The sequence below is a fragment of the Rhizorhapis sp. SPR117 genome (assembly GCF_021742065.1).
Window position 1 is genome coordinate 1 of sequence record NZ_JAKKIE010000187.1, and the last position, 1151, is coordinate 1151.

The window sequence follows — 1151 nt, forward strand, 5'->3', positions numbered from 1 at the left end:
CCAACACATATGCCCAAAACGAGCACGAATCGGGAGTATCAGCCGCTCACCCAACATTCATGCCTTCTCCTGAAAAGAGTTCAGCGCCCCTCGCGTTCCTGTATTGAACCATTGATGATTGATGCGGTTTCCCGGTTGATCGCGGCCCTGCGCCATCCCCGCGAAGGCGGCGGGGTATAGTGATAGCAGGAAGAATCAATGTTTTGTGTGACCACACCTGCCTGTCGCAATGCGAGTCAAGTTGGGCCGGGTCCGGAATGGCGGGTTCCGCGCTACGACGCGGCGAAGCGGCTCTACATTCATCGAAATCGGCAATGACAGTTCACGCCGACGATTGCGGATATTCCGCCGCATCGATAACTTGCCTTCCTTTTCTGGGGGCGGAACATGTTCAGTTGGTTCAAGAAAAAGCCCCGGCGGCTCGAGCCTGAGTGCAAGTGGGTGGTCGCTATAATGACGATCTCATCAGCGTCAGTGATGAAGCCGGTCAGATCAATTCTGTCGCCAAGGGCGATCTCTCGGGCGTCGCCATCGAAACAAACGACAGCGAGCCGTGGGGGCAGAGTTTGGTGGTTGCTATTCGATCGTGGCGACCAATTGGCGTGTGTTTTCCCACAAGGGGCAACGGGCGAAGAAACTGTGATCGACTATATCTCCACGCTTCCGTTTTTCGATCACGGCGAAATGATCAAAGCCATGACCTCGACTGATAACGCCGTTTTTGCAGTTTGGCGGAGGCAGACCTAACGACCTCGCCATAGTTCCGAAGGCAATGTTGCTTCATATCGTTGAACTGGTGGCGGCTATGCAGGTGGATCAAACAGTGCTGGCCGCCGTTGAGGTTTCACGGGACGCTTCATCGGATTAATCTGCATAGTGCCGATTGCCGTTCGATAGGCATAGTTCACAAACCCAAACATGGTTTGGGTGTAGGCGAAGAAGCTCTCCTGTTCTCGAAGCAAGGTTATGGGAACACGCTTTTGTGCTAGCGCCGCCAAATCGACTTCCGTTTCTGCGCGGGCCGCTTCCTCAAGGTTGATCAAGCTGAGCCCGTGGCTCAGATTTCGAACCCAATGGTATAAACGGCGGAGTAAAAATGTACCACTGACGGGTCTTTTGGGGTCCGTTCATTTCGGAGTAAAAGTGTACCG

At 54.0% G+C, this 1151-nt stretch carries 2 protein-coding genes; one reads left to right on the forward strand and one right to left on the reverse strand.

Features of this window, described 5'->3' with window-relative positions; all coding sequences use genetic code 11:
* The coding region (locus L3X40_RS21850; protein WP_237367434.1) for a hypothetical protein at positions 1 to 180 on the forward strand (180 nt) is incomplete at its 5' end.
* Positions 181 to 803: 623 nt separating this feature from the next.
* Here the strand turns inward: L3X40_RS21850 and L3X40_RS21855 are convergent.
* On the reverse strand, positions 804 to 1043 hold the full coding sequence (locus L3X40_RS21855) for a hypothetical protein (protein ID WP_237367435.1): 240 nt from the start codon (positions 1041 to 1043) through the stop codon (positions 804 to 806).
* Positions 1044 to 1151 lie beyond the last annotated feature (108 nt).